The 21,138-nt window shown below is 66.6% G+C and carries 20 protein-coding genes; 10 read left to right on the top strand and 10 right to left on the bottom strand.

Annotation, left to right across the window (positions count from 1 at the left end):
- Positions 1-11: 11 nt before the first annotated feature.
- The 3 genes from AB3G31_RS03615 to hmpA form a co-directional block, all read right to left on the bottom strand.
- A complete protein-coding gene (locus AB3G31_RS03615) occupies positions 12-1,847 on the bottom strand; it encodes a methyl-accepting chemotaxis protein (RefSeq protein WP_367848854.1) in 1,836 nt (611 codons plus the stop codon).
- Positions 1,848-1,949: 102 nt separating this feature from the next.
- Positions 1,950-3,281, bottom strand: coding sequence for an NAD(P)/FAD-dependent oxidoreductase (locus AB3G31_RS03610; protein WP_367848853.1), 1,332 nt, complete (start codon positions 3,279-3,281; stop codon positions 1,950-1,952).
- A gap of 103 nt (positions 3,282-3,384) precedes the next feature.
- Positions 3,385-4,566 (bottom strand): NO-inducible flavohemoprotein, encoded by a 1,182-nt coding sequence (hmpA, locus tag AB3G31_RS03605; RefSeq protein WP_367848852.1) that lies wholly within the window; start codon positions 4,564-4,566, stop codon positions 3,385-3,387.
- A 148-nt stretch (positions 4,567-4,714) separates the two neighbouring features.
- Here hmpA and norR point away from each other — a divergent pair, with 148 nt between their 5' ends.
- Together norR and AB3G31_RS03595 are read left to right on the top strand one after the other, a co-directional pair.
- Positions 4,715-6,265, top strand: coding sequence for a nitric oxide reductase transcriptional regulator NorR (norR, locus tag AB3G31_RS03600; RefSeq protein ID WP_367848851.1), 1,551 nt, complete (start codon positions 4,715-4,717; stop codon positions 6,263-6,265).
- 32 nt (positions 6,266-6,297) lie between these two features.
- On the top strand, positions 6,298-6,783 hold the full coding sequence (locus AB3G31_RS03595; protein ID WP_367848850.1) for an acyl-CoA thioesterase: 486 nt from the start codon (positions 6,298-6,300) through the stop codon (positions 6,781-6,783).
- Positions 6,784-6,841: 58 nt separating this feature from the next.
- Here AB3G31_RS03595 and AB3G31_RS03590 read toward each other — a convergent pair whose 3' ends face one another.
- From AB3G31_RS03590 to AB3G31_RS03565, 6 genes are all read right to left on the bottom strand, one after another.
- Complete coding sequence (locus AB3G31_RS03590) at positions 6,842-7,381, bottom strand: NYN domain-containing protein (RefSeq protein ID WP_367848849.1); 540 nt, start codon at positions 7,379-7,381, stop codon at positions 6,842-6,844.
- Between the two features lie 13 nt (positions 7,382-7,394).
- Positions 7,395-7,784, bottom strand: coding sequence for a VOC family protein (locus tag AB3G31_RS03585; RefSeq protein ID WP_367850283.1), 390 nt, complete (start codon positions 7,782-7,784; stop codon positions 7,395-7,397).
- Between the two features lie 13 nt (positions 7,785-7,797).
- On the bottom strand, positions 7,798-9,168 hold the full coding sequence (locus AB3G31_RS03580; protein ID WP_367848848.1) for a type II toxin-antitoxin system HipA family toxin: 1,371 nt from the start codon (positions 9,166-9,168) through the stop codon (positions 7,798-7,800).
- A complete protein-coding gene (locus tag AB3G31_RS03575) occupies positions 9,168-9,476 on the bottom strand; it encodes a helix-turn-helix domain-containing protein (RefSeq protein ID WP_367848847.1) in 309 nt (102 codons plus the stop codon). The genes AB3G31_RS03580 and AB3G31_RS03575 overlap by 1 nt, the downstream gene beginning before the upstream one ends.
- 81 nt (positions 9,477-9,557) lie before the next feature.
- Entirely contained in the window at positions 9,558-10,301 is a 744-nt protein-coding gene (locus AB3G31_RS03570; RefSeq protein ID WP_367848846.1) for a LytR/AlgR family response regulator transcription factor, read from the bottom strand.
- Positions 10,298-11,332, bottom strand: a complete 1,035-nt coding sequence (locus AB3G31_RS03565) for a histidine kinase (protein WP_367850282.1) — start codon at positions 11,330-11,332, stop codon at positions 10,298-10,300. Before AB3G31_RS03565 ends, AB3G31_RS03570 begins: the two co-directional genes overlap by 4 nt.
- Before the next feature lie 67 nt (positions 11,333-11,399).
- Here AB3G31_RS03565 and argH point away from each other — a divergent pair, with 67 nt between their 5' ends.
- The 8 genes from argH to AB3G31_RS03525 all read left to right on the top strand — a co-directional run bounded on the left by argH (position 11,400) and on the right by AB3G31_RS03525 (position 19,839).
- Positions 11,400-12,803, top strand: a complete 1,404-nt coding sequence (gene argH / locus AB3G31_RS03560; RefSeq protein ID WP_367848845.1) for an argininosuccinate lyase — start codon at positions 11,400-11,402, stop codon at positions 12,801-12,803.
- 69 nt (positions 12,804-12,872) lie between these two features.
- A complete protein-coding gene (locus AB3G31_RS03555; RefSeq protein WP_367848844.1) occupies positions 12,873-13,637 on the top strand; it encodes a DUF3348 domain-containing protein in 765 nt (254 codons plus the stop codon).
- A gap of 13 nt (positions 13,638-13,650) precedes the next feature.
- Positions 13,651-15,870 carry a DUF802 domain-containing protein gene (locus AB3G31_RS03550; RefSeq protein ID WP_367848843.1) on the top strand — a complete coding sequence of 740 codons (2,220 nt, stop codon included), beginning with the start codon at positions 13,651-13,653 and terminating at the stop codon, positions 15,868-15,870.
- The gene (locus AB3G31_RS03545; RefSeq protein WP_367848842.1) at positions 15,867-16,523 is read left to right on the top strand and encodes an OmpA family protein; all 657 of its coding nucleotides are present in this window, start codon (positions 15,867-15,869) and stop codon (positions 16,521-16,523) included. The genes AB3G31_RS03550 and AB3G31_RS03545 overlap by 4 nt, the downstream gene beginning before the upstream one ends.
- A complete protein-coding gene (locus AB3G31_RS03540) occupies positions 16,520-17,131 on the top strand; it encodes a DUF2894 domain-containing protein (protein WP_367848841.1) in 612 nt (203 codons plus the stop codon). Before AB3G31_RS03545 ends, AB3G31_RS03540 begins: the two co-directional genes overlap by 4 nt.
- Before the next feature lie 231 nt (positions 17,132-17,362).
- Entirely contained in the window at positions 17,363-17,806 is a 444-nt protein-coding gene (locus AB3G31_RS03535) for a universal stress protein (RefSeq protein WP_367848840.1), read from the top strand.
- A 39-nt stretch (positions 17,807-17,845) separates the two neighbouring features.
- Positions 17,846-18,505, top strand: coding sequence for a response regulator (locus tag AB3G31_RS03530; RefSeq protein WP_367848839.1), 660 nt, complete (start codon positions 17,846-17,848; stop codon positions 18,503-18,505).
- On the top strand, positions 18,502-19,839 hold the full coding sequence (locus AB3G31_RS03525) for an ATP-binding protein (protein WP_367848838.1): 1,338 nt from the start codon (positions 18,502-18,504) through the stop codon (positions 19,837-19,839). The genes AB3G31_RS03530 and AB3G31_RS03525 overlap by 4 nt, the downstream gene beginning before the upstream one ends.
- On the opposite strand, the gene AB3G31_RS03520 is transcribed toward AB3G31_RS03525, so the two are convergent.
- Positions 19,778-21,010, bottom strand: a complete 1,233-nt coding sequence (locus tag AB3G31_RS03520) for a glycosyltransferase (RefSeq protein ID WP_367848837.1) — start codon at positions 21,008-21,010, stop codon at positions 19,778-19,780. The two genes, AB3G31_RS03525 and AB3G31_RS03520, sit on opposite strands and share 62 nt — an antisense overlap.
- Positions 21,011-21,138 lie beyond the last annotated feature (128 nt).

Genomic DNA, 21,138 nt, shown 5'->3' with positions numbered 1-21,138 from the left:
AGCAAAAGGATTTAGAAGCTTTCCCAGTCACCCTCGCCGCCCTTGGCTGCCGCAGGCCGCGCCAGCGCAGGCCGGGCGGGCGCCGGTTTGGCGGTAATGGCCACCGGGCGGCGCAGGGCCGGGGCGGGCTTGGCGGGCACCGGGGTGCGGGCCAGAGCTTTCGCCGTGTGCTGGATGGCGGGTTGAGCGGGTCTAGAGGATTTCCCGGGCAAGGCTTTGGCCACGGCTGGCCGGGCCGCAATGGCCGGGCGCATGGGCGCGGCCATGGCGCGTGGCACCGGCGCCGTCAGCTTGGCGGTGTGGCCGCCCACGTTGAACACCGACACCACTTCGGCCAGCCGCTGGGACTGGTCGCGCAGGCCGGACGCTGCGGCGGCAGACTGCTCCACCAGGGCGGCGTTTTGCTGGGTCATCTGGTCCAGTTGGTTCACCGCCTGGTTGACCTGGGCAATGCCGTCGCGCTGCTCGGTCGACGCGGCACTGATCTCACCGATCAGGTCGCTCACGCGGCCCACGCTGCTGACGATTTCGCCCATGGTTTCACCCGCCCGGCTGACCTGCTGGGTGCCCGCCTCGACGGTTTGCACCGACGCGCCGATCAGCGTCTTGATCTCTTTGGCAGCTTCGGCGCTGCGCTGCGCCAGGCTGCGCACTTCGCTGGCCACCACGGCAAAACCCCGGCCCTGTTCCCCGGCGCGGGCGGCTTCCACCGCGGCGTTCAGGGCCAGGATATTGGTCTGGAAGGCGATGCCGTCGATGGTGCCGATGATGTCGGCAATGCGCTTGGACGAGGTGCTGATGTGCTGCATGGTGCCGATCACCTGCGCCACCGCTTCGCCGCCACGGGTAGCGGCCTGGGCGGCCGTGGTGGCCAGCTGGTTGGCCTGGCGGGCAGTGTCTGCGGCCTGGGCCACGGTGCTGGTCAGCTGCTCCATGCTGGCGGCGGCCTGCTGCAGGTTGGAGGCGGTTTGCTCGGTACGCTCCGACAGGTCGTGGTTGCCGGTGGCGATCTCGTGGGAGGCGGTAGACACCGCATCCACGCCGGTGCGCACCTCGGCCACCAGGCCACGCAGCTTGGTGACCATGCCACCCAGCGAGCGCAGCAAGTGGCCGAACTCGTCTTTGCGTGGGTCTTGCACCTCCTGCAACAGGTCCCCCGCGGCGATGGCATCGGTCACGGCCATGGCCCGCGCCAGCGGCAGCGTGATGGAGCGCACCAGCCATTGCGCCAGCAGCACGCCCAGTGCAAACACCACCGCCACGCAGGCCACGGCCACCAGGGCCACGTTTTTACCGGCCTCTTGCGCGGCCAGCTTGGCGGCATCGCGCTGCTGGATCTGCTGGGCGATGAAGGTGTCCATCGCCTCCAGGTACACCGCGGCGCGGGGTTTGTAGTCTTTGTCGATGAAGGCCTGGCTGGCCTCGGCATCGCGTGCTTCCTTCAGCTGCTTGACCTTGTCGCTCAGGCCGCGGATATCGGCGCGGGTGCTGGTAATGCGGTCCAGTGCGGCCTTGTCCGACGGTGCCAAGGCGGCCTTGTTCATGCGCTCCTGGATCGGGTTGATCTTGGCGGTGAGCTCGGCGGCGCGGGCTTCGAAGACCTTGCTTTGCGCCTCGTCGGTGGTGAGCACGCTGTAGATGTTCATGCTGACCGCCATCTCGACCATGCCGCGCCAGCCGGTGGCGGAGGTGATGGCATTCTCGTAATGCGCCACCTGTCGGTCGGCGGTCTCGTTGACCTCGCGGGTCTGCAACTGGGTCCACACCGTGACCAGCAGCATTGCCAACAGCAAACCCAGAATCGTGCCCCACAGCTTGTGGGATACCCGTATGTCATTGAATTTCATGGTGTGTCTCTGGTTGCATCACGGGAACCCCTGGCCAGAAGCGGCCAAAAAGTAACCGGATGCTACATCTAAACACGCCCGCGCCCGCCGGGGACGCCACATTCAATGCAGCTTGACGTGCGATTCGGTGCGCCGGGTGATAGCGCGGGTGAGGGTTTCCAGCGTGACTTTGGTCATGCCGTGCAGGGCGAGTTCGTGCATTTTGTAGAGCGAGGTGTACATCACCCGCGCCACCAGCCCGTCGATGAACAGGCTGCCTTCCATGATCCCGCCCATGAGACTGCCAACCGCGCTGTAGTCGCCCAGCGACACCAGCGAGCCGAAGTCGCGGTAGCGGTACGGCTCCAGCGGTTTGCCCGCCAGGCGGCGCTTGATCTGCTTGACCAGGTGCGATGCCTGCTGGTTGGCGGCCTGGGCGCGCGGCGGCACAAAGCCGCCTTTCTCGGGCCAGGGGCAGGCGGAGCAGTCGCCCAGGGCAAAGATGCTGTCGTCGCGCGTGGTGAGCAGGTTTTGCTGCACCGCCAGCTGGTTGATGCGGTTGGTTTCCAGGCCGTCGATGTCCTTCAGGAAGCCTGGTGCCTTGATGCCCGCCGCCCACACCACCAGCTCGGCCGGGATGACCTCGCCGCTGGCCAGTTGCACGTTGTCGGCCCCCACGCCCGACACGCGGGCCGAGGTGTGCACCTTGATGCCCAGGCTGTTGAGCAGGTTGTGGGCTCCGGTGGACAGGCGCGGCGACAGCGCGGGCAGGATGCGGTCGGCGGCTTCGATCAGGTTGAGCTTGATGTCGCGCTCGGGGTTGATGCGGTCCAGCCCGAAGGCCACCACTTCGCGGGTGGTGCGGTGCAGCTGCGCCACCAGTTCCACGCCGGTGGCCCCGGCCCCGATCACCGCCACCTGCAGCTGCGCAGGCAGCAGCGGGGTTTCCTGGGCGTTGGCGCGCACGCAGGCGTCGAGCATGCGGCGGTGGAATCGCTCGGCATCGGCCAGGGTCTCCAGCTTCAGGGCGTGCTGGTCGACACCGGGGGTGCCGAAGTCGTTGCTGCGGCTGCCAACGGCCATCACCAGGGTGTCGTAGGGAAAGCTGCGCTGGGCGGTGACCACCACCCCGTCTTCGTCGACGAACGGGGCCACGTGGACCAGCTTGTTGGTCCGGTCCAGGCCATTCATTTCGCCCACCCGGTAGTGGAAATGGTGCCAGTGCGCCTGCGCCAGGTAGTTGAGCTCGTGGCGGCCCACATCCATGCTGCCCGCAGCGATCTCGTGCAGCTTGGGTTTCCAGATGTGGGTGCGGGCCTTGTCGATCAGGGTGATGTCTACCAAGCCCTTGCGGCCTAGCGAATTACCCAGGCCGGTGGCCAGTACCAGACCAGCAGCCCCGCCTCCAACGATGACGATGCGGTGGGCCGAAGGGTTGGGTGTAGGGGTGCGCATGCGGAAATTTTACGGTGCAGCTTTTCACCGCCTATACGTAATCACCGATATTGCGCTTATGGCGGGCCCCAGGTGGGGCCATTTGTTTCATTTTTGCAAAAACTCAGTCCAACGCGCTGGCCGGGCCAAAAAACTCGTAGCGGGTTTGCGCTTCGGGCACGCCCAGCTCGCGCAATTGCTTCTTCACGTGGCGCATGAAGGGCTTGGGGCCCAGGAAGTAGGCATCCACGTCCTTGGACATGGGCAGCCAACGGGCCAGGTCGGCGGTGCTGAGGTGGCCTACGGCGTCCGGTGCGTGGTCGGCGCCCATATGCTCGTCGTACACATAAAAGCGCTGGAGCTGCGGGTGGCGTGCCGCCCGTGCATCGATGGCGGCACGGAAGGCGTGCACATGGCGGTTGCGCGCGCAGTGGATGAAATGCACCGGGCGCGTGCCTTGCAAAGCCTGGTCCAGCAGGGCCAGCGTGGGCGTGATGCCGACCCCACCGCTGATCAGCACCACCGGGCGCTCGCCCGTGGCCAGCACAAAGTCGCCTGCGGGCGGGGCCAGATCCAGCAGATCGCCCACCTGCACGCTGTCGTGCAGGTAGTTGGACGCCACGCCGCCGGGCTCGCGCTTGACGCTGATGCGGTAGTCCGTGCCGTTGGGTGCGGCGCTCAGCGAGTAGTTGCGGCGGATCTCATTGCCGTCCACCACCAGGCGCAGGCCAATGAACTGGCCGGGCGCGAAGTCCACCAGCGCGCCACCGTCTTGCGGCTGCAGGGTGAACGAGGTGATTTCGCTGCTCTCGGCCTCTTTGCGGACCACACGGAAAGCCCGCGTACCGCGCCAGCCACCGGGGGCGGCGGCGGTGTCGGCGTAGATTTTTTCTTCGGCACCGATCAGGATGTCGGCCAGCTGGCCGTAGGCCGCGCCCCACGCTTTGATAACGGCATCGGTGGCAATCTCGGCCCCCAGCACTTCGCGGATGGCGCGCAGCAGGCAGGCTCCCACCGCCGGGTAGTGGCCGGGCTCAATTTGCAAGGAGACGTGTTTGTTGATGATGGTGGACACCAAGCCGCCCAGCTGCTCCAGCCGGTCGATGTGGCGGGCGTACATCAACACGCCGTTGGCCAGGGCGCGCGGCTGGTCGCCATTGGCCTGGTGGGCCTGGTTGAAGAACGGGCGCACCTCGGGGTGCTCGGCCAGCAAAATTTTGTAGAAATGCGTGGTCAGCGCTTCGCCGCCGCTTTCCAGCAGGGGCACGGTGGACTTGACGATGGCACGTTGTTCGGGGGTCAGCATGGGTGGGCTCTCAATGGAATGCAGGGCGGCGCACTGCTGCAACCGGTTTATCAAGATCCATGCCCGGCTGGCGGTTGATACAGATCAAGGACTTACGCGGTTGCAGCATCCAATTGACACAGTCATAATGATCCATAACCATATCAAAATGACTACCAAATCCCTGCTGCAAACCATTGTCCCCCTGGTGGACGACCTGGCCCGGGAGCTGCCCGACGGCGAGCGCTACCGCCGCCTGCTGGAGGCCGTGCGCGCGCTTTTGCCCTGCGACGCGGCAGCGCTGTTACGACTGGACGGGGCTACGCTGGTGCCGCTGGCGGTCAACGGCCTGAGCCACGACACCCTGGGGCGGCGCTTCCAGGTGGTCGAGCACCCGCGCCTGCAGGCTCTGCTGCAAGCCCCCGGCCCGCTGCGGTTTCCGCCCGACAGCCCCCTGCCCGACCCGTATGACGGGCTCATCCCCGGTGTCCAACTGGAGGTGCACGACTGCATGGGCTGCCCGGTGCTGCTGGGCGACACCCCCTGGGGCGTGCTGACGCTGGATGCGTTGGACAAAGAGCGTTTCAGCACCGTCGACCTGGGCGACCTGCAGGCCTTTGCCAGCCTGGCCGCCGCTACCGTCAGCGTGGTGCAGCGCATTGCCGGGCTGGCCCACACCGCGCAAACCGAGCACCTGCGGGCCGAAAGCTACCGCGCCCTGGCACTGGACCACCCCACCCCCATGCTGATCGGCCAAAGCCCGGCCCACCAGCGCCTGCTGGCCGACATTGCCACCGTGGGCAACAGCGACCTGACGGTGCTGGTCACCGGCGAAACCGGCGTGGGCAAAGAGCTGGTGGCCCAGGCGCTGCATGCCGCCTCGCCGCGTGCGGCCCGCCCGTTGATCAGCCTGAACTGCGCGGCCCTGCCCGAGTCGCTGGTGGAAAGCGAACTGTTTGGCCACGTGCGCGGCGCGTTCTCGGGTGCGGTGGCCGACCGGCGTGGCAAGTTCGAGCTGGCCGATGGTGGCACCTTGTTTCTGGACGAGGTGGGCGAGCTGTCGCTGGCGGTGCAGGCCAAGCTGCTGCGGGTGTTGCAGGGCGGGCAGTTGCAGCGCCTGGGCTCGGACCGCGAGCACCGGGTGGACGTGCGGGTGATTGCCGCCACCAACCGCGACCTGGCGCAGGAGGTGCGCGCGGGCCGCTACCGGGCCGACTTCTACCACCGCCTCAGCGTCTACCCGCTACCGGTGCCGCCGCTGCGCGAGCGCGGGCACGACGCGCTGCTGCTGGCCGGGCATTTTCTGGAGCTGAACCGCTCGCGCCTGGGCCTGGGCAGCCTGCGCCTGGATGCCGATGCCCAGGCGGCCCTGCTGGCCCACCCCTGGCCCGGCAATGTGCGCGAGCTGGAGCACCTGATTGCCCGCAGCGCGCTCAAAGCCCAGCAGGGTGCCGCCCCCCGGGCGCGCATCGTCAGCGTGACGGCGGCGCACCTGGGTCTGGGCCAGGACCTGGCACCAGAATTGCAACGGGCCAGCCTGCCCGCAGACGCGGCAGCCCCGGTCGATTTGCGCACCTCGGTGGACGACCACCAGCGCCAGCGCATCGCCGCCAGCCTGCAGCGCCTGGACGGCAACTGGGCTTCGGTCGCCCGCGAACTGGGCCTGCACCGGGCCAATCTGGTGCGGTTGGCGCGCCGGCTGGGCCTGCGCGCCCGCTAACATAGCGCCCAAATTTATTCAGAAAGCCCCCCATGGACTTCCCCCTGCACCAACTCAGCATGACGGTCTTGATGACCCCCGACATGGCCAATTTCTCGGGCAACGTGCACGGCGGCGCAGTGCTGCGCCTGCTCGACCAGGTGGCCTATGCGTGTGCCAGCCGCTACGCCGGGCGCTACGTGGTCACGCTGAGCGTGGACCAGGTGATGTTCTTGCAGCCCATCCACGTTGGAGAGCTGGTGACCTTTCTGGCCAGCATCAACCATGCAGGAACCTCGTCGATGGAGGTCGGCATCAAGGTGGTGGCCGAAGACATCCGCACCCACAGCGTGCGCCATGTGAACAGCTGCTTTTTCACCATGGTGGCCGTGGGCGACGACCGCAAACCCGCGCCCGTGCCGCCCTTGCTGCCCGCCACGCCGGATGAAAAGCGCCGTTTTGAGCAGGCCATTTTGCGCAAGAACCTGCGCCACGAACTGCGCAACCGGTTCAAGTCGATCAAAGACACCCACGAATGAAATCAGGCGCTTGCGCTTATTCCATCAGCGCAAGCAGCTACTGAAATAGTAGCAAACGCTATTTGTCGATGCTGCTACCCATGTCGTCCAGCCAGAGCACGCGGTCGGCGTAGCACTGCAAATCGGCCGACAAGGTGGCCTGCGCGCCGTTGATCCAGACCTCTTTGCGCAGGTCGGACTTGAGGTAGGAGATGGCGTCTTCAAAGTCGCCATCGCCCGCCGACAAGATGACCCGGTCGTAAATGCCCTGCGCGGCCAGCTTGATCATCAGGGTGGCAATCGCCACGTCCACGCCTTTTTGCACCGTGCGGTCAAACCGCGTGCCGCACGACGGGCACTGGTTGTGCTGCTCCTTGAGCTTGTAGAGTTGCACGCGCATCTGCGGGCCCTTGGGCGGCGCCGACTTGATCCAGGTGTGGAAGGCGTTTTGCGCCTCGGCATTGGGGTCGCCGGTGGAGTTGAGGTAGTAGCTCTCGTAAATCGGGCCGCCATTGGCCCGGACCAGCTCATTCTTCAGCTTCAGGTAGTCAAAGCTGTTGGGACGCGAGCGGCCAAAGTTGTACAGGTAGGCGGCATCGACGATCCAGACAGTCTTCATGGGGGTCACGGGTTCAATTCAATTCGTAAAGTTCTAAGGGGAGGCCGTCGGGGTCGGCAAAAAAGGTGAAGCGGCGGCCCGTAAATTCGTCCACCCGCACGGGCTCGACCACGACGCCATCGGCCAGCAGGCTGGCAATGTTGGCATCCAGATCGGCCACCGCAAAAGCCAGGTGCCGCAGCCCGCAGGACTCGGGCCGGGACGGGCGCGGCGGCGGCGCGGGGAACGAAAACAGCTCGATCTGCGCGCCATCGGCCAGCGCCAGATCCAGCTTGTACGACTGCCGCTCGACCCGCAAATTTTCGGCGATGACCCGTAGCCCCAGGATGCGGGTGTAGAAATCCTTGGACCGGGCGTAGTCCGAGCAGATGATGGCGGCGTGGTGGAGGCGGGCAAGGTGCATCATGGGTGGGAGCTTACCGCGCTACGGTGTCGGCTTCGCGCAAAAACTGGGTGGCGTGCTTGCGCACACCGGACTGCACCGCGTCCCACACGCGCATTGGAAAGTCTGGGGGCAACTGGGCTTGCACCTGCACCAGGGCCGCATCCACACGCCACACCATGCCTTGCATCTGCTGCCACACCTTCGGCGCGCCACAGCTTTGCGCCAGGGCTTGCCAATGCCGCACGCGGATTTCACCCAGCTTGTAGTGCTTGGTTTTAGCCCGCAGCGCCATCGCCAGCGTGGCTTTGTGCTCGGACACCCAATTGGGCCCCTCGCCGAGGATGGGCCAGGCCGACAGCACGTCGTACAGCGGGGTCAGGCCAAATGTGCCGCCGCGCCGGTGCCACAACGAATAGTTCTTGGCATGCCCGTCGGTGGCGGCCAGCAGCCAGAAGGCAAGCTGGGTCAGGGCGAAATGGGCGCAGTCGTCTGCGGCCTGCGCGCTGCCCGCCAGCACGTCCAGGCAGTTGCGCATCGAGGGGCCACCGTCGGATTCGTACTTCTTCAAGGGCGATGTGCCGGTGGCCTGGCACAGGTCCTCCTGGGGCAGCCGGGCAATCCAGGCTCCTTGGGGTGGGGTGAAGCCAGGGCGGTTCTGTTGCCCGGCCTCCAGGTTTTGCCAGCGCCGGTCAAAGCGCTCAACCACCAAGGCTTTTTGGGTGCCAAACCGGGCCATCTCGGTAGTGGCCACGCGCAAGCCCAGCGCCGCCACGATCTGCGCGCACAGCCATTCGTTTTCGACCGAATCGCGCATGTCGGCCCGCATATTGCCCACCAGGCCCAGAGGCAATTTCAAGATGTGGGTGGTGGGCGTGGCACCCAGTGGGCGCTGCCACGCTCCTCCAAACCGCAGCAAGGCAGTTTTCTCCTGCGCCCCGGCGATGGAGATGCGAAAGTCGCCATCGTCCTGGTGCTGGCCCAGAGGGGCATCGGTGGTAGCGGTACGCAAGATGCGTTCGACATCGGACTCGGTGAGCGGCTCGCACTCCACCCGGTTCCAGTCCTGGGGCTGCACACCCTCGGGCAGGATTTGCACCGCCCCTACGCAGTCGCGGCCAATGGCGGCCAGCAGGTCAAAAGCCTGGGTGGACTTGGTTTTGAAGCGTGACACCAGGCGCTTGCGGATGTCCAGACTGTCGGGCAGCAGGTTCTCGAAATAATGGGCCACCGTTGCGCCCCGGTGTTCGCCATTGCCCTCGGTAAACGGCAGCGACAAGGACAGGGCCCGCCCCCATACGGCGCGGGTCCAAAGGCCGTCGTACTGGAAGGTCTGCACCCCGTTGCGCGAGGTAGACCACACGCCGACATAGCGGCCGTTCATCCACAGATGGAGTGCAGCCATTACCAGTCACCGTCTTGGCTGGCGATGGGAGGCTTGGCAAGCGGTTCGCTGACAAAAGGTGCGCTCGGCACCGTGGTATCGCCAGCGGTTGACGGCAGTTCCTCCAAGCCCATGCGCACGCCCAGAGCAGCAAATACCCGCAGCAACTGCTCAACGCTGATGGAAAGCGGGTCTCCTTCGATGCGGGCCACACGGGCCTGGCTCAGACCGAGTTTGGCACCGAGATCCGACTGACTCAAACCTTTGGCACGTCGAAGCGCCCGCAGATGGGTCGATAGCTGCGGAGGGGTTTGGATTGCGTAAGCCATGCTGCATTTTATGCGTTATTCAGCATTTACGCAAAACATGCCTGATTAAGCATAAAGGCACAATACTCCCAATTAAGCATATTACCCCCCCATTGCCTCCCGCACCGCCGCCAGTTGCCGCCGCGACACCGCCAGCGGCTCGTCCAGGCTTTGCAGGCGCACCGCCCAGCCTTCGCCCTCCTCGGGGTCAAAGTGTTTTTCCAGCGACCGCAGGGCCCGCCGGGACACCAGCGCGTTGCGGTGGATGCGGATGAACACGCTGGCATGGCGCTGCTCCAGTTCGCCCAGCGCGCCGTCCAGGACGAAGTGCCTGGTGGCGGTGCGCACGGTGATGTATTTCAGCTCGGCCTTCAGGTACAGCACGCTGGCCAGCGGCAGCCGCTCGGTGCGGCCCCGGTCGTGGATCAGCAAAAATTCATCGGCCAAATCGGGCTCTACCGCCCTATTCATGGGCGTAAGGCGCTCTATTTTTTGTAGTGCCTGTTGCAAACGCTCCAGGCGCACGGGTTTGGTCAGGTAGTCCACCGCCTCCACCTCGAAGGCCTGCAGCGCGTACCCGGCGTGGGCGGTGACGAACACCACGGCGGGCGGCTGGGTCTGGCTGCGCAGCTCTTGGGCCAGGTGCACGCCGTCCATGCCGGGCATGTGGATGTCGAGCAACACGACATCCACGCTCTGGGTCTGCAACAGCGCCAGGGCCTGCTCGGCGTTGGCCGCCTCCCCCGCCACTTCAGCAGCGGGCGCGGTGCAGTCGCCCAGCAGGGTGCGCAGGCGGGCGCGGGCCAGCGCCTCGTCGTCCACCACCAGCACGCGCAAGGTCTTCATAGGGGAATCTCGATACGCACGAGGTAGACGCCGTCCTTGAAAGTCACCCGGAACTGGCTTTGCACGTCGTGCAGCAGGCCCAGGCGGTCGCGCACATTGTTGAGCGCCAGGCCGTGGCCGGGCACGCCCTGGCCGCCAGGGACGGTGTTGGAGATTTTGATCACCACCGTGCTACCCCGGCACTCAGTGGAAATGTGCACGTCGGCCCCGGTGGCGCTGGGCTCCACGCCGTGCTTCACCGCGTTCTCTACCAGCGGCTGCAGCAGCAAGGGCGGCAGCTGGGCCCCAGCGGCGCGCGGGTCCAGCGCCCAGTGGATGCGCAGGCGGTCACCAAAGCGCACCTGCTCGATGGACAGGTAGCGCTCGGCCAGCGTGGTCTCTTGCGCCAGCGTGACCGCTTCGCCCTGGTCCACCAGCGCGTGGCGGAACAGGTCGCTCAGGTCTTCCAGCAGGGCCTCGGCCTTGGCGGGTTCGGCGCGCACCAGGGCGATGGCGCTGTTGAGGGTGTTGAATAGGAAATGCGGGCGGATACGGGCCTGCAGCTCGCCCAGCCGCGCCGTGGTGGCCGCCGGGGTGCGGGCGCGGGCGCGCAGCACCAAGCCCGCCACCACCAGCGCCGACAGCCAGGCCCCGGCCGCCGCACTGGCCAGCCAGGGCACGGGGTCGAGCAAACCGATCAAGGCCAGCATGCCGCAGCCGTACAGCCCGGCCAGCGCGCCCAGCACCACGCCAGCCAGGTTTTGCGCCAGCTGCGGCAGGCGCGCCAGCGGGCGCTTCAGGCTGCACGCGGCCAGCAGCCACACCAGCACCGCGGGCAGTGCGCCGCCGGTCCATAGCGCCAGCCGGGCCAGCCAGTCCCAGGCGTTTTGCGCCCCAAACAAGGCCGCCACCGCCACGGCCACCTCTACAAACAGCACCGCGCGCAGAATCACGCCCGCCTGGCAGGCGTCGAACACCAGCGCCGTACGGGGCGGCGGAGGCGGCACGTCGGCCAGCGGCTGGAAGCCCGATAAAATTTGCGACTCTTGCATATCGGCCCGATTATTGGGGAAGTTCATCCCCGCCGGTACGCCACCTCTTCCCATCTGGTAATCCTCCATGTCTTCCCACAACCAACTCGACAAAAAATCCGAAGCCTGGTCGGCGCTGTTCTCCGAGCCCATGAGCGATCTGGTCAAGCGCTACACCTCCAGCGTGTTTTTTGACAAGCGCCTGTGGCAGGCCGACATTGCGGGCAGCCTGGCCCACGCCGAGATGCTGGCCGCGCAGGGCATCATTGCCGCGCAAGACCATGCCGACATCCAGCGCGGCCTGGCGCAGATCAGCGGCGACATCGAGTCCGGCAACTTCGAGTGGAAGCTGGACCTGGAAGACGTGCACCTGAACATCGAAGCCCGCCTGACCCAGCTGGTGGGCGATGCGGGCAAGCGCCTGCACACCGGCCGCAGCCGCAACGACCAGGTGGCCACCGACGTGCGCCTGTGGCTGCGCGGCGAGATGGACCTGATCAACGGCCTGTTGACCGACCTGCAACTGGCCCTGGTGGCCATTGCCGAGAAAAACGTGGAAGTGGTGATGCCCGGCTTCACCCACCTGCAGGTGGCCCAGCCGGTGAGCTTTGGCCACCACATGCTGGCCTATGTGGAAATGTTCGCCCGCGATGCCGAGCGCATGCAAGACGTGCGCAAACGTGTGAACCGCCTGCCGCTGGGCAGCGCCGCCCTGGCCGGCACCAGCTACCCGCTGGACCGCGAGCGCGTGGCCACAACCTTAGGCATGGAGGGCGTGTGCCAGAACAGCCTGGATGCGGTGAGCGACCGCGACTTCGCCATCGAATTCACCGCCGCCGCCAGCATTGCCATGGTGCACATCAGCCGCCTGTCGGAGGAGCTGGTGCTGTGGATGAGCCAGAGCTTTGGCTTCATCGACATTGCCGACCGCTTTTGCACCGGCTCCAGCATCATGCCGCAGAAGAAAAACCCCGATGTGCCCGAGCTGGCGCGCGGGAAAACCGGCCGCGTGGTCGGCCACCTGATGGGCCTGATCACCCTGATGAAGGGCCAACCCCTGGCCTACAACAAGGACAACCAGGAAGACAAGGAGCCGCTGTTCGACACCGTGGACACGCTCAAAGACACGCTGCGCATCTTTGCCGAAATGGTGGGCGGCATCACCGTCAAGCCCGAAGCCATGGAGCGCGCCGCCCTGCGCGGCTACGCCACCGCCACCGACCTGGCCGACTACATGGTCAAGAAAGGCCTGCCCTTCCGCGACGCGCACGAGGTGGTGGCCCACGCCGTCAAGGCAGCGATTGCCAAGGGCGTGGACCTGTCCGAGCTGCCATTGGACGTGCTGCAAGGCTTCAACGCCAAGATCGAGCAAGATGTGTACGAGTGCTTGAGCCTGCGCGGCTCGCTGAACGCCCGCAATATCCTGGGCGGCACCGCCTGGGCGCAGGTACGGGCGCAGATTGCGCGGCACCGGGCGCGCCTGGCCGCATAAGTATCACTACGTAATTGATAGCTGCTCACGCTTATTCAATAAGCGCTGGCGGCCTAAATTACCGTATAAATGTCTCTGCACAGGAATTTCAGCAGTTCCCCACTCGTCCGCTGGCTTGGTGACCTCGATAACCCCGAGGCTGCGGTCGCGGGCGCGGGGGACGTACCACGCCAGGACTTTGCGCAAAAACTCAGCCAGTGGGTGGGCGTGTTCGAGTCGGTCACACTGCATGCGGCGCACCAGGCAGTGGGCACGGTGGCAGAGACCGATGCCAAGTGCGTGTCGCCAGACCAGATTGCCACCTTGCAGGCGCAGTGCCGCCAGGTGCAACAAACGCTGGTGCGCGCCATCGAGAAGCCCGAGGCGGCGGATACCGGAGCCCGGCGTGGCCGCCATCCGCTGAACCAACCCGAGCCGCCCCCGGACGCTGAAGTGGACTTTGCCCCGTACCGCCAGCATTACCTCGACCAGCAACGCAGCATGAAGCTGGTGGTCGGCCCCTTGCGCCACCAGGTACGCCAGACCCTGGCCCAGGCGTCCCCCGCGCTGCGGCAGCTGGCAACTTTGGACGCAGTGTGGGAGCAACTGCTGGAGGGCCACGCGCAAAAACTGATGGCGACCGTGCCGGTGCGGCTGCAGCGGCGCTTCGAGCAATTGCGCAAGCTGCATACGCAGCCCCCGGCCCAAGACGCATCCCTGTGGCGGCAACCGGGCGGCTGGCTGCATGGCTTCGGCAAGGAGCTGCAAGCGGTTTTGCGGGCCGAACTGGACGTGCGGCTGGAGCCGGTGTGGGGACTGATAGACGCATTCAGCAACGCTGAACAACAAGGTTAATGAAGAAGTACCAATGAACAGAATTGTTTTTGCAATGGCCTTCGCCATCGGTCTGGCGACCGTGGCCTGGGTGGGGATGGGTTTTGTCGGCGTGAGCTGGCTGGCCCTGGCCATGACCGTGGCGATTGCCGCGGTGTATGTGCTGGGGGCGTGGGAAGTCCAGCGCTACCGGGTAACCACCACGGCGTTGGCGGCTGCGCTGGCCCATGTGGCGGAACCGACAGCGCCGGGTGTGGCCGCCTGGCTGGAACGTGTGCCTGCGGCCCTGCGCCACCCGGTGCGCCTGCGCATCGAGGGTGAACGGGCCGCCCTGCCCGGCCTGGCGCTCACGCCCTACCTGGTGGGACTGCTGGTGATGCTGGGCATGCTGGGCACCTTTCTGGGCATGGTGGTGACCTTCAAGGGGGCGGTTTTTGCCCTCGAAGGCTCTACCGACCTGCAAGCCATCCGTACGGCGCTGGCGGCACCCATCAAGGGGCTGGGGCTGTCGTTTGGCACCTCGGTGGCCGGGGTGGCCACCTCGGCCATGCTGGGCCTGTTGTCGACCCTGGGGCGGCGCGAGCGGCTGGCCGTGGTGCGCCAGCTCGACAGCTTGGCGGCCACGGTTTTCCGCCCGTTATCGCTGGCCCACCAGCGCCAGGAAGCCTTCAAGGCGATGCAGACCCAGGCCCAGGCTTTGCCCGAAGTGGTAGACCGCCTGCAGGCCATGGTGGACGGGCTGGAACGCCGCAGCGCGCAACTCAACACCCAGCTGCAAGAGCAGCAAGAACGCTTAAGCACGCAGTTGCTGAGCCAACAGGACCAGTTCCACCGCGATGTCAGCGGGGTCTACACCCAACTGGCCCAGTCCGTGGGCACCTCGCTGCAAGACAGCCTGGTGGCCGGGGCCAAAGCGGCGGGCGAGAGCCTGCGGCCGGTGGTGCAGGCCGCCATGGCAGAGATCGCGCAGGAATCCAACCGTGTGCACCAGCGCGTGCTGGACGCCACCCAGGCGCAAATCAGCGGCCTGACCTTTGAGCTCGGCACCACCGCGCGCAGCGTGGGCGATGGCTGGGCCACGGCGCTGCAGCAGCATGCGCGCGGCAGCGAAGCCCAGGTCGCCCAGTTGGGCCAGGCGTTGGAGAGCTTTAGCACCACGTTTGAACAGCGCTCCGCAACGCTGCTGGCCACCGTGCACGAGGCCGCCGCCGCATCGCAAAGCCAGCAGGTGGCAGCCGACCAGCAACGGCTGCAGGGCTGGACGCAGGCATTGGAAGCCATGGCCACCCAACTGCAGGGCGAATGGCAGCGCGTGGGTGCCCAAACCCTGGCCGACCAGCGCTCCGCCAGCCTGTCGCTGGCACAGACCGCCAGCGACATCACCGACCGTGCCAGCCAGCAGGTCGGCCAGACGCTGATGGGGGTGGCCGGGGTGCTGGCCCGCTCCGAAGTCCTAGTGCAGTCGCGCACCGAGACGGAAGCCCGCTGGGCCGCGCAGCAAGGCGAGCGCATGGACCAACTGGCGGCCTTGTGGCGCAGCGAACTCGGTGCGCTGCGGGCCGAAGAAGCCAGCCGTGGCGTGGCCGCCGTAGAGCGCCTGGACGCACTGCAGACCGCACTGGCCAGCCATCTCGCCACGCTGGGCACGGCGTTGGAAGCCCCCATGACCCGGCTGATGCAAACCGCCGCCGAAGTGCCGCAAGCGGCCGCGGGCGTGATCACCCAGCTGCGCCAGGAAATGACCCGCCTCAGCGAGCGCGACAACCTGGCTTTTGAAGAACGCTCCAGCCTGCTGGAAAAAATCAGCACGCTGCTGCTGCACCTGAACCAGGCCTCGGGGGCGCAGCAGACGGCGATCGAGTCGCTGGTGGCCTCGGCCGCCACGGTGCTGGACCAGGCCGCCCAGCAGTTTGCCAACACCCTGGGCACCCACGCGGGCCAGGCGGCGGACGTGGCCGCCCATGTGGCAGGCAGCGCGGTAGAGCTGGCCAGCCTGGGCGAAGCCTTCAGCCACGGGGTCCAGCTGTTCAGCGCCAGCAACGAGAAGCTGATGGACAGCCTGCACCGCATGGAGGGCAGCATCGGCCAGTCGGTGGCGCGCAGCGACGAGCAACTCGCCTACTACGTGGCGCAGGCCCGCGAGGTGATCGACCTGAGCATCAGCTCACAGCAGGGGCTGGTGGAAGACCTGCGTAGTCGTGGCAGCAGTCGCGGCAGCAAGCCCGCCGCAATGGCCAAAGAGAGCATGGCATGACCGGCGCCGATGGCCTGGACGACCTCAATGGCATGGGCGACGACGGCATTGCGCAGGCCGCGCCGGTATGGGCAGTTTTTGGCGACCTGATGGCGGGCCTGCTGGGCGCGTTTGTGCTCATCCTGGTGGGCGTGCTGGTGGTGCAGATGGACCTGGTGGCCAACCTGCAGGCCGAAGTAGGCAAGCGCCAGGCGGAAGAGCAGCGCCGCATGGCACTGGAAAAAGCCCTGGCCATTCCGCTGGCGGCGGGCCGGGTCACGCTGAACAATGGCCGCATCGGCATCAGCGGCAATGTGCTGTTCCCGGTCAATTCCGACCAGTTGCGCCCTGAAGGGCAGCAACTGCTGAAAAGCCTGGTACCGGCCTTGCAGCTGGTCCTGGGTGAGCGCGACGACATGCTGATGGTCAGCGGCTTTACCGACGACAAACCCATCGTTGGTGGCAACCAGCAATTTGCCGACAACCTGGAGCTATCGGCCCAGCGCGCCCTCAAGGTGACCCGTGCGCTGATCGACGTGGGCATGCCGTCGTCCAAGGTGTTTTCTGCGGCCTTCGGTGCCGAGCAGCCGGTGGCCTCCAACACCAGCGAAGAGGGCCGCGCACTGAACCGGCGCGTGGAAATGGCCCCGGTGCCCCGCTCTGCCAAGCCATGAGCGAGGCGGGTCGGATGGACGGTATGGACACCGCGCCGCCGTCGCTGGTAGCGCTACGAAGTGCCGACGCCCAGCACTTCGACCCCGCCCGCTTCCATTACCTGGAAGTGCTGTCGCGCCGCGCGTGCGCAGCCACGGGTGCGCTGCAGCCCATTTTGCAGACCAAGCTGGCCACGGCACTGGCCGACTACAGCCAGCGCATGGGGCAAGCGCGGGGCCCGCGCCCACCCGGTGCGCAAGCCGTGCCGAACAACGGCCTTGGAGCCCTGGCGGAACTGAACCACTACATCCGCCACACCACACAGCAAGGCCACCACCACGGGCCCCGGCCAGAGCTGAAAAGCGTGCGCGGTTTCCGCGAAGTGTGGTCCAAAATCGCCGCCATCGACCACATGGACCAGGCGATGGTGCGCGGCCCCGAAAACGCCGGTCCGCTCAATCCCCACATGCTGGTGCTGCGCTCCCTGGCGCTGATGCGCCAGCTATCGCCCGACTACCTGCAGCGTTTTCTGTCGCATGTGGATTCGCTGCTGTGGCTGGACCAGGAAAACCAGAAACACACACCGGCAGAGGCCAAGCCAGCACGTCGGAGCCGGGCCAAGAAATAAGCCGGCGGTGGAGCGCGCAAGTTGCGCGGTACCAGGCACGTTTGGGCTAGCAGGCTCCGCACCTCGATTGCTATCAAATAAGGAGCTTTCCATGCTTATGGAATAAGCACAGACGGCTCTTTTTTTTCAAATCCAAGAAACCACACCGACCCTTGAGGCACATCAAGGGCCGCCTTGCGGTACCGGTCGCACAATGGGGTTTCCTCAACCCACTTTGCGCAAAGGCTCCCCATGCTGAAACACATCTTGTTAGCCACCGACGGGTCGGCAGCGTCTGACCATGCAGCCGCCATGGCGGTGGATTTGGCCCGCAGCCTGGGGGCCAGACTGACCGCGCTGTACGCGGTCGACCCCTACCCTTACCTGGGCATGGGCATGGGCGAAGTCAGCAGCCTGGGGCTCAGCTACTACAAGCAGGCCGCGCAGGAAGAGGCCGAATCGGCGCATGCCAAGGTCGCCGCGCTGTGCCAGCAAGGCACGCCGGTCGTCTTCAACCCCGTGGTGCTGGAAGAGCGCGATGTGGTGTCGGGCATCGTGGGCTACGGCCAGGCTGAAAAGGCCGACCTGATCGTCGTCGGCTCCCACGGCCGCACTGGCGTGGCCCGCATGGTGCTGGGCAGCATCGCCACCAAGATCCTGGCCGAATCCACGCTGCCGGTGCTGGTTGCCCGGTAATTAAGCTTCGCCTAAGCCCCGCATGGGCATACTCCCCCCATGCGCTTGTTACTGGTAGAAGACGACCCCATGATCGGTGAAACCGTGCTCGACGTACTGCGCGCCGAGCACTTTGCCGTGGACTGGGTGAAAGACGGCGAGATGGCCGACACCGCCTTGCGCAGCGCCCCCTACGACCTGGTGCTGCTCGACCTGGGCCTGCCCCGGCGCGACGGGCTGGAGGTGCTCAAGGCCCTGCGCCAGCGCAAAGACAGCACCCCTGTGCTGGTGGTCACCGCCCGCGACGCGGTGGCCGAGCGCATTGCCGGGCTGGATGCCGGGGCCGACGACTACGTGCTCAAACCCTACGACATCGACGAGCTGCTGGCCCGCATCCGCGCCCTGACCCGGCGCAGCGCAGGCCGCGCCGACCCCGTGCTGGAAGCGCACGGCCTGCGCCTGAACCCCGCCACCCACGAAGCCACCCGCGACGGCCAGCCCGTCACCCTGTCCGGCCGCGAATGGGCCGTGCTGGAGGCGCTGATGGCCCGCCCCGGCGTGGTGTTCTCGCGGGCCCAGCTGGAAGAAAAACTCTACAGTTGGAAAGACGACGTGAGCAGCAACGCCGTCGAGGTCTACATCCACGGCCTGCGCAAAAAGCTGGGTGCCGAGCTGATCCAGAACGTGCGCGGCCTGGGCTATGTGATGCCCCGCCCATGAACTCGATACGCCGCCGCCTGCTGGGCTCGGTGATGACCGCCATCGTGGTGGCTGCACTGTTCCAGGCGGCGTCCGCCTACCGCGGCGCGCTGCAGCAGGCCGACGAAATGTTCGACTACCACCTGCAGCAAATGGCCTTTGCGCTGCGCAATGGGGCCCTGAGCCAAAGCGCGCCCCAGGCCCCCGATGAAGCCGACTACGAGGTGCAGATCTGGAGCGCCAACGGCGTGCAGCTGTTCCAGTCGCACCGCAACCGCCTGCCACCCCAGGCCGTGCTGGGCTTTTCGGATGTGGAACAAAACGGCACGCGCTACCGCGTCTACTCCATCCAGACCCCGGCGCAGACTATCCAGATTGCGCAGGACCTGAGTGCCCGCCAGGCCCGCGCCCGCGCCCTGGCAGTGCGCGCCATGCTGCCCATGGCCACCATGGTCCCGCTGCTGATGGTCGCGCTGTGGTGGGCCATCAGCAGCGCCCTGAAGCCGCTGGAGCGCACCCGCCAGCAGGTGGCCGCCCGTGCGGTCGATGACCTGTCGCCCCTGCCCGAAGCCGACCTGCCCGACGAAGTGCTGCCCCTGGTGCGCGAGTTGAACCTGCTGTTTGGCCGCGTGCACACCGCCTTCGCCGCCCAAAAATCTTTTGTCGCCAACGCCGCGCACGAGCTGCGCTCACCGCTCACGGCCCTGAAACTGCAGGCCCAGGCACTGGACCGCGCGCCCGATGCGACCAGCCGCAGTGTCGCCATTGCCCGCCTGCACCAGGGCATCGACCGCGCGGTGCGGCTGATGCACCAGCTGCTGGTGCTGGCCCGCCAGGAGTCCGCCGCGGGCACCCCGCCCGAGCCCGTGCCCCTGCACGACCTGGTGCGCCTGGCGGTGGAAGAAGCGCTGCCGCAGGCGCAAGAGCGCCACATCGACCTGGGTGTTGCCCCCAGCGGCCCGGTGGTGGTGCAGGGCCACCCCGACGCGCTGCGCATCCTGCTGCGCAACCTGCTGGACAACGCGCTGAAATACACGCCCGCGCACGGCCGGGTGGATGTGGCCATCGCCTCGGACCACGGCGCGCCCGTGCTGACCGTGGAAGACTCCGGCCCCGGCATTGCGCCCGCCGATCTGGAAAAGGTATTTGACCGCTTCTACCGCAGCCCCGAGGCCACGGCGGGTGGCAGCGGGCTGGGTTTGGCGATTGCCCAGACGATTGCGCAGGCACACGGAGCGGCACTGCGCCTGGACACCTCGCCCTCGCTGGGCGGGCTGCGGGCGGCGCTGGTGTTTACAAACCCGCCAGCAACTCCGCAAACGCCTGCGACCGGCCCTGGCGCGAAGCGTTCTTGACGGCGGCGGGGTCGGGCAAACGCACCGCCTGGGCCCGCACGGCGGCCACAAACTGCGGCAGCAGGGCGGCAATCTCGTCGGCCGAGTCGATGCGCGCCATGGCCTCCAGCCCGGCACCGCGCAGCACACCGGCGGTGTCGCCCACCGGGTCGGTCAGGCCGAGGATGGGGCGGCCAGCGCGCAGGTACTCGTAGATCTTGGCCGGAATCTGGGCGTTGCAGTTGCTGGCCTGCATGACCAGCAAGGCATCCACCGACAGCATCTCGGCCAGCGCCTCGCGGTACGGCACGGCGGGGCTAAGCTCGATGAAATCCTGCACGCCGTGCTGGGTGGCCAACTGGGTCAGCATGTCGTCATGGGCCGAGGCGCGGAAGCGGATCTGCAGCTGCCGGGCGGTCAACGCTCCACTGGCCTTCAGGCGCTGCAGGGCCTGGAACAGCTGGGTCGGGTCGCGCTCGGACGGGTAGACGATGCCGCTGTGCAGCAGCACCACGGGCTGGTCGTCGGTCAGCGCACGCACCGGGGCGCGGGGCGCGTTGGCAAAGCTTTCCTCGTCGTAGCCGTTTTCCAGCACGGTGATGCGGCTGGCGGCCTGGGGGTAGCGCTCGCGGTACATCTGCGCGGCACCGGGGGTGGTGAAGACGCTGCGGCTGGCCTGCTCTACCGCCTCTTGCTCGATACGCTGGTAGCTGCGCCAGGTGACGGGGTCGGCGGGGTAGCCGTCTTGCGCCATCGGGTCGCGGAAGTCGGCAATCCAGGGCAGGCCGGTCTTGTGGTGCAACTGCTGGGCAATCACGTGGGCGGTGGCAATCGGGTAGGTGGACCAGATCGCGTCGGGCTTGAATTGCTTGATGAGTTGCAGGCCCTGGCGCACCGCGTCAAACCGCCAGCTGATCCAGCGGTCGGGCCGGGCCATCCAGCCCATGTAGCGGCCCTGGATGTTCAGGTGCCGCGCGGTGTCGAGGGCGAAGGCGCGGCGCACCACGGTGCCCTCGGGCACGTCGCGCATCAAATCGGGGCTGGTGCGCTCGTAGGCGCGCGGGTCGGCGGTCAGCACCACCGGCTTCCAGCCCAGCGCGGGCAGGTGCTGCACAAAACGCAAGGTCCGTTGGATACCACTGCTGCCCGCCAGCGGCGGGAAGTGGTAGGCGATCATCAAAACTGTTTTCACACGGGGACCTTGGTTACATGGCTTGCGCAGCCTCCCCTGTGCGCCCAGAGGGCAACACAGGGGAGGCTGCGTAAGTCCTCGGTTAATTTCTGCTGCGAGATCATACGGGGAGAAGCGTGACACGGCAT

The organism is Rhodoferax sp. WC2427, assembly GCF_040822085.1.
In the GTDB taxonomy this organism is placed as follows: domain Bacteria; phylum Pseudomonadota; class Gammaproteobacteria; order Burkholderiales; family Burkholderiaceae_C; genus Rhodoferax_B.
The sequence above is the reverse complement of the archived record's forward strand: the minus strand, read 5'-3'. Positions and strand labels throughout refer to the sequence as shown.

What these genes read in the sequence shown, in the direction of transcription:
- AB3G31_RS03615 (WP_367848854.1), bottom strand. Translation starts at nt 1,847, where the DNA reads ATGAAATTCAATGACATACGGGTATCCCACAAGCTGTGGGGCACGATT.
- AB3G31_RS03610 (WP_367848853.1), bottom strand. Translation starts at nt 3,281, where the DNA reads ATGCGCACCCCTACACCCAACCCTTCGGCCCACCGCATCGTCATCGTT.
- hmpA (WP_367848852.1), bottom strand. Translation starts at nt 4,566, where the DNA reads ATGCTGACCCCCGAACAACGTGCCATCGTCAAGTCCACCGTGCCCCTG.
- norR (WP_367848851.1), top strand. Translation starts at nt 4,715, where the DNA reads ATGACTACCAAATCCCTGCTGCAAACCATTGTCCCCCTGGTGGACGAC.
- AB3G31_RS03595 (WP_367848850.1), top strand. Translation starts at nt 6,298, where the DNA reads ATGGACTTCCCCCTGCACCAACTCAGCATGACGGTCTTGATGACCCCC.
- AB3G31_RS03590 (WP_367848849.1), bottom strand. Translation starts at nt 7,381, where the DNA reads ATGAAGACTGTCTGGATCGTCGATGCCGCCTACCTGTACAACTTTGGC.
- AB3G31_RS03585 (WP_367850283.1), bottom strand. Translation starts at nt 7,784, where the DNA reads ATGCACCTTGCCCGCCTCCACCACGCCGCCATCATCTGCTCGGACTAC.
- AB3G31_RS03580 (WP_367848848.1), bottom strand. Translation starts at nt 9,168, where the DNA reads ATGGCTGCACTCCATCTGTGGATGAACGGCCGCTATGTCGGCGTGTGG.
- AB3G31_RS03575 (WP_367848847.1), bottom strand. Translation starts at nt 9,476, where the DNA reads ATGGCTTACGCAATCCAAACCCCTCCGCAGCTATCGACCCATCTGCGG.
- AB3G31_RS03570 (WP_367848846.1), bottom strand. Translation starts at nt 10,301, where the DNA reads ATGAAGACCTTGCGCGTGCTGGTGGTGGACGACGAGGCGCTGGCCCGC.
- AB3G31_RS03565 (WP_367850282.1), bottom strand. Translation starts at nt 11,332, where the DNA reads ATGCAAGAGTCGCAAATTTTATCGGGCTTCCAGCCGCTGGCCGACGTG.
- argH (WP_367848845.1), top strand. Translation starts at nt 11,400, where the DNA reads ATGTCTTCCCACAACCAACTCGACAAAAAATCCGAAGCCTGGTCGGCG.
- AB3G31_RS03555 (WP_367848844.1), top strand. Translation starts at nt 12,873, where the DNA reads ATGTCTCTGCACAGGAATTTCAGCAGTTCCCCACTCGTCCGCTGGCTT.
- AB3G31_RS03550 (WP_367848843.1), top strand. Translation starts at nt 13,651, where the DNA reads ATGAACAGAATTGTTTTTGCAATGGCCTTCGCCATCGGTCTGGCGACC.
- AB3G31_RS03545 (WP_367848842.1), top strand. Translation starts at nt 15,867, where the DNA reads ATGACCGGCGCCGATGGCCTGGACGACCTCAATGGCATGGGCGACGAC.
- AB3G31_RS03540 (WP_367848841.1), top strand. Translation starts at nt 16,520, where the DNA reads ATGAGCGAGGCGGGTCGGATGGACGGTATGGACACCGCGCCGCCGTCG.
- AB3G31_RS03535 (WP_367848840.1), top strand. Translation starts at nt 17,363, where the DNA reads ATGCTGAAACACATCTTGTTAGCCACCGACGGGTCGGCAGCGTCTGAC.
- AB3G31_RS03530 (WP_367848839.1), top strand. Translation starts at nt 17,846, where the DNA reads ATGCGCTTGTTACTGGTAGAAGACGACCCCATGATCGGTGAAACCGTG.
- AB3G31_RS03525 (WP_367848838.1), top strand. Translation starts at nt 18,502, where the DNA reads ATGAACTCGATACGCCGCCGCCTGCTGGGCTCGGTGATGACCGCCATC.